This window comes from Trebonia sp., assembly GCF_049794275.1.
Taxonomy (GTDB): Bacteria; Actinomycetota; Actinomycetes; order Streptosporangiales; family Streptosporangiaceae; genus Trebonia.
Genome location: NZ_JBARCR010001297.1, coordinates 1 through 4,924, shown reverse-complemented (window position 1 = coordinate 4,924; position 4,924 = coordinate 1). Strand labels below are relative to the sequence as shown.

General features: G+C 71.8%; 5 protein-coding genes. 2 read left to right on the top strand and 3 right to left on the bottom strand.

The features are described from left to right. Nucleotides 1–12: 12 nt before the first annotated feature. Together WA805_RS31455 and WA805_RS31450 are read left to right on the top strand one after the other, a co-directional pair. On the top strand, nucleotides 13–912 hold the full coding sequence (locus WA805_RS31455) for an ATP-binding cassette domain-containing protein (protein WP_425244160.1): 900 nt from the start codon (nucleotides 13–15) through the stop codon (nucleotides 910–912). After that, nucleotides 909–1,682 (top strand): ABC transporter permease, encoded by a 774-nt coding sequence (locus WA805_RS31450; protein WP_425244159.1) that lies wholly within the window; start codon nucleotides 909–911, stop codon nucleotides 1,680–1,682. The genes WA805_RS31455 and WA805_RS31450 overlap by 4 nt, the downstream gene beginning before the upstream one ends. Nucleotides 1,683–1,714: 32 nt before the next feature. Here the strand turns inward: WA805_RS31450 and WA805_RS31445 are convergent, their stop codons facing one another. The 3 genes from WA805_RS31445 to WA805_RS31435 all read right to left on the bottom strand — a co-directional run. Continuing rightward, nucleotides 1,715–3,358, bottom strand: a complete 1,644-nt coding sequence (locus WA805_RS31445) for a purple acid phosphatase family protein (protein WP_425244158.1) — start codon at nucleotides 3,356–3,358, stop codon at nucleotides 1,715–1,717. Between the two features lie 101 nt (nucleotides 3,359–3,459). Continuing rightward, nucleotides 3,460–3,900 carry a hypothetical protein gene (locus WA805_RS31440; RefSeq protein ID WP_422286276.1) on the bottom strand — a complete coding sequence of 147 codons (441 nt, stop codon included), beginning with the start codon at nucleotides 3,898–3,900 and terminating at the stop codon, nucleotides 3,460–3,462. 119 nt (nucleotides 3,901–4,019) lie between these two features. Further along, the coding region (locus WA805_RS31435; RefSeq protein ID WP_425244157.1) for an Nramp family divalent metal transporter at nucleotides 4,020–4,924 on the bottom strand (905 nt) is incomplete at its 5' end.

Sequence of the window (4,924 nt, the reverse complement as noted above, 5' to 3'; positions counted from 1 at the left end):
CGGGCAGAGCCGGTGCAGGCGCTGCGCTGGGTGGACCTGAGCGTGCCGCGCGGCGGCGTGTGCGCGCTGCTCGGGCCGAACGGGGCCGGCAAGACGACAGTGGTCCGGGTGCTGGCCACGCTGCTGCGGCCTGACGCGGGCTCGGCCCGGGTCGCCGGGCACGACGTGCTCAGGGAGCCGGGCCTGGTGCGCGCGGCGATCGGGCTGGCGGGGCAGCACGCGGCCGTGGACGACGACCTCACCGGCCGGGAGAACCTGTTCATCCTCGGGCTGATGCATCACCTGGGCCGTCGCGGAGCGCGGGCACGGGCCGCCGAGCTACTTGACAGGTTCGGCCTCGCCGACGCGGCCGACCGGCTCGTCAAGACCTGGTCAGGGGGCATGCGACGGCGCCTGGACCTGATCGCGAGCCTGGTCGTGGCGCCCCCGGTGCTGTTCCTCGACGAGCCGACGACCGGCCTGGACCCGCGCAGCCGGGCCGAGATCTGGGCCGCCGTCCGCGCGCTGGCCGCGGACGGCACGACGGTCCTGCTGACGACGCAGTACCTCGAGGAGGCCGACAGGATCGCCGATCAGATCGTGATCATCGACGCGGGGCTGGTGACCGCGCACGGCAGCCCGGACGAGCTGAAGGATTCGCTCGGCAGCCGGGTCGACGTCGTGCTGGCCGACGCCGCCGGCCTCGATGCGGCCGAGGCCGTCCTGGCGGATATCGTGACCGGCCCGCCCCGGCGGGACGCGGGGGCACGCCGGCTCACCGCCCCCGTGGCTGCCGGTGCGGTGACCCTGCCGGAACTCGTCAGGAGGCTGGACGCCGCGGGGGTCATGGCCGAGGATGTCAGCGTCCGGCGGCCCACCCTGGACGAGGTCTTCCTGGACCGCACGCGGGCTACCGAGGGGTACCCGGCATGAGCGGCGCGTTCACCGACGGGGCCGCCGCGGCCGAGCGGGTGCTCACCAAGCTCAGGCACGACCCGACCGCGATCGCGCTGACCCTCGGCGCGCCGGTGATCATGGTGATCCTCTTCGGCTACATCTTCGGCAGCGCCATCACGGTGCCCGGCGGGGGCTACCGCGCGTACCTGATCCCGGGCCTGTTCGCGACGATCGCGGTGAACATCGTGCCGTCGATGTTCACGATGGCGCGTGACAGTTCGCGCGGCGTGGTGGACCGGTTCCGGTCGCTGCCCATCGCGCGGGCCGCCGTACCGTTCGGCCAGGCCGCCGCGACCGCGGTCTACGGGCTGGCGAGCTTCGTCCTGATGGCACTGTGCGGGCTGGCGGTGGGGTGGCGGATCGAGCGCGGCGCCGGCTACGCGATCGCCGCGCTCGCCCTGCTGGCGGCCTTCCAGTTCGCCATGACCTGGATCGGCATGTACCTCGGGCTGGTCCTCGGCAGCGAGCAGGCAGCGGGCCAGGCGTCGATCCTGATCTTCCCCGTGACCATAGTGTCCAACGTCTACGTGCCCACCTCCGGGATGCCGCCGTGGCTGCGGGCCATCGCCGACTGGAACCCGGTCAGCGCGCTGGCCGCCGCGGTCAGGGACCTGTTCGGCAGCCCGCAAGCGCCCGCGAACGGGGTATGGCAGCTTGCGCACCCGGTGCCCGCCACGCTGGCCTGGACGGCGCTGCTCCTCGCCGTCTTCGCGCCGCTGTGCACCCGCCGCTTCGCCCGCACGTGACCGCGCGCCGGACGCGCCAGAGGCACGTCAGTTCAGCCGCTGATCGCCGACGCGGATTGTTTCGCGTGCCAGCGCCGGCCGTCGGACCGGGGCCGGACCAGGGTGAACGTCTCGAAGACGGTGTAGTCGCCGGTCGGCGCGCCCGGCTCGCCGGACGACGGGTTCACCGGGTCGGCGCCGAGCGCGTGGTAGTGCGTGACCGTGATCGACGTCTGGCCGCCCGCCTCCGTGCCAGGGTTCACGTCGAACACGGCGATGCCGTACCCGGTCGCGGTGTCGCGGCGCGCCGACCAGGTCGCGTCCTCCACCGCGTCGGCGCCCGGCCGGTCATAGACGCCGGGGGTCGCGGACGGCACAGGACGGTTGGGCATGGTGAACACCTTTGCCTCGTCGGGCCGCCCAGGCGCGGGCGCGCCGAACACATCCGCGTTCACGTCGGTCCCGCCGCAGCCGAGTACCAGGTGCACAGTGCCCTGGCTGGTGTCGAAGACGCCGCTGTCCACCGTCGTCACCGGGTGCGGCCGCCGGGTGTTCACGGCCGCGCCGGTGGCGACCGAGGTCCCGGCGGCCGGGTCGAACCCCCGAACGGGGAACGACCGCTCGTAGTCGTGGTCGTGCCCGCAGAGCACCAGGTCCACCTCGTACCGGTCGAACAGCGGCAGCCACGATTCGCGGATCCCCAGGTCCGAACCGTTGCCGTCGCGCGAGGACGAGCAGGCGCACTGGTGCAGCTGCGCGATGATCCAGTCGACAGACGCGTCCCTGCGGGCCGCCGCCAGGGTCGCCTCCAGCCACCGGGTCTGCGCGCCGCCCGAGTAGCCGCGCACGTAAAACGAGGTCCCCGCGGGCACTGGGGGATTCCCCGTGGACGGGGCAGGCACTAGCGCAGAAGGCCCGGCCACGAACGCGCCCGCGTCCTGGTACACCACGTCGTCCGCGCTCAGCGAGACGAACAGCGCCGAGCCGACCCGGAACGAGTACCACCGCCCCTCGAACGGCCCGAACCCGTTGGCCGGCAGGGCGTACCTGGTCAGGTACGAAGAGAACCCCTGCGGCCCGTTGCCGAACTCGATCTCGTGGTTGCCAGGCACCGGCATCCACGGCCGGTTCGCCGCCGAGGCCTGGTTGTTGTTGCCGAAGTCCCGCCATACCTGCGGCTGCGCCGCCGGGTTCAGGTCCGCGTAGCAGAGGTCGCCGTTCAGCAGGTGGAACAGCGGCTGGAACTGCTCCACCGCGCCGACCGCGTACGCGGCCTGGCCGTAGGACAGGACCCAGTCGGTGTTCGGGGTGGCGAGATCGCCGAAGCTGGTGAACCGGAACGCGGCCCGCCCCTCCGGGGCGGTGCTGAACATCGCGCTGAACGGGTCCGCGCCGTTCCCGTCATTGTCGGCGGTGACCGCGTAGCCGTAGGTCGCGCCGGGGCGCAGCCCGTGCACCCGCGCGTGGTACGTCCACACGGCCTGGCCGTTGAGCCCGTCGGTGTAGCCGCGCTCCTCGGCCGGGATGACTCGCTGCCCGATCCGCACCCGGGGCCGCGCCGCACGGCTGGGCGACGCCCACGAGACCACCACGCTCCGGGCCGGGTCGTCGCCCCAGGTGAGGTGGATCTGCTCCGGTGTGCCATCGTCAGGGCCGCGGCTCGCCGCGCGCCCCGCGGCACCCGAGTCAGCTGGCATGACGAGACTTTGCCGTGCGCCGGTGAACGCCTGGTGACGACAGGGAAGGTCGTGGTCCCAGTTCTAAATGAATATTCCGAACGGGCCCGTGGTGACTCCCGCTAATCGGTGAGCACGGTGACCACCACCAGGATGACGGTGGTGACGGCCAGCACGCCGTGCAGGACGACGGCCGAGAGCGGAAAGTGCCGTTCCGGCGGGACGGTAAGGACCCGCGTGGCCGGCGCGTCGCGGCGGGGGGCGGTGCGGTAGGTGCGGTAGACGCCGATCCAGCGCCACGCCATGGTCAGGCCGAGCGCGACAGCGACGGCCAGATCGGCGATCGTCGCGTAGGCGAGCCGGTCCTCGTCGGCCAGCAGGTAGGCGCCCCACAGCAGCAGGCCGGCCATGCCCAGCAGGGCGTGCGTGGAAATCACCGGTATGGGCAACCGGGTCGCGGCCGTGGACTGGAACTGCGGGTCGTACTCCATGAGCCAGATAACAAGCAGCAGGAGGCCAACGAGAACGGTGGCTATCCAGGCAAAGAGGGAGGCAGCGCTCATATCTATCTCGTCTCTGAAGTTCCGGGAACGGCAAGTATGGCGCATGAGCGCTTCCTGTACCTACGGCACCGACGAGAAAATGGATTGCGCCGAAGGGGACAAATCGCGAACGGGTCAACTCAGCCGGTCGTCAGCAGGTACACGTTCAGGGCGACGATCACCACGGTGACCGCGACAGCGGCGACGATCGTCACCCGCCGGTTCACCAGCGACCCCATCAGTGACCGCTTGGACGTGAACACCACCAGCGGGATCAGCGCGAACGGGATGCCGAACGACAGGAACACCTGGCTCAGCACCAGCGCGCGCGTCGCGCTGAACCCGACGCCGATCAGCACGAGCGCGGGCACCATGGTGATGAACCGCCGCAGGAACACCGGCACCTGCCGCCCAAGGAAGCCGGCCATCACGATCTGCCCGGACATCGTGCCGACGCACGACGAGGCGATGCCGGACACCAGCAGCGCCACGCCGAACACGGTCCCGGCGTGCGCCCCGACGTACGAGTTCAGCCCGGCGAAGACCACGCCGAGGTCGCCGCCCGCCGACGACAGCCCCCGGCCGTGGAACACGGCGGCGGCGGTGGCCAGCATCGCCAGGTTGATCAGCCCCGCCACGCCCATCGCGGCGAGCACGTCGACGATCTCGAAACGGAAGATGCGACGCCGTTCCCCGGCCCCCGCCCCGACGACCCGGGATGACGTCAGCGACGAGTGCAGGTAGATCACGTGCGGCATCACGGTCGCCCCGACGATGGAGACCGCCAGCAGCGCGGCGCCGCCGGGCAGGTGCGGCTCGAGGGCGCCGGCGGCGACCGCGCCCGGTGGCGGCTTTGACGCCAGCAGCTCGATGCCGAACGCGAGCACGACCACGCCGACCAGCCCGGTGATCACCGCCTCGAGCCGCCGGAACCCGTGCACCTCCATGGCGAGCACCAGGAACGTGGCCATGCCGGTCAGCAGCGCCGCGACCCCCATCGACAGCCCGAACAGCAAGTGCAGGCCCAGCGCCGCCCCGGTGAACT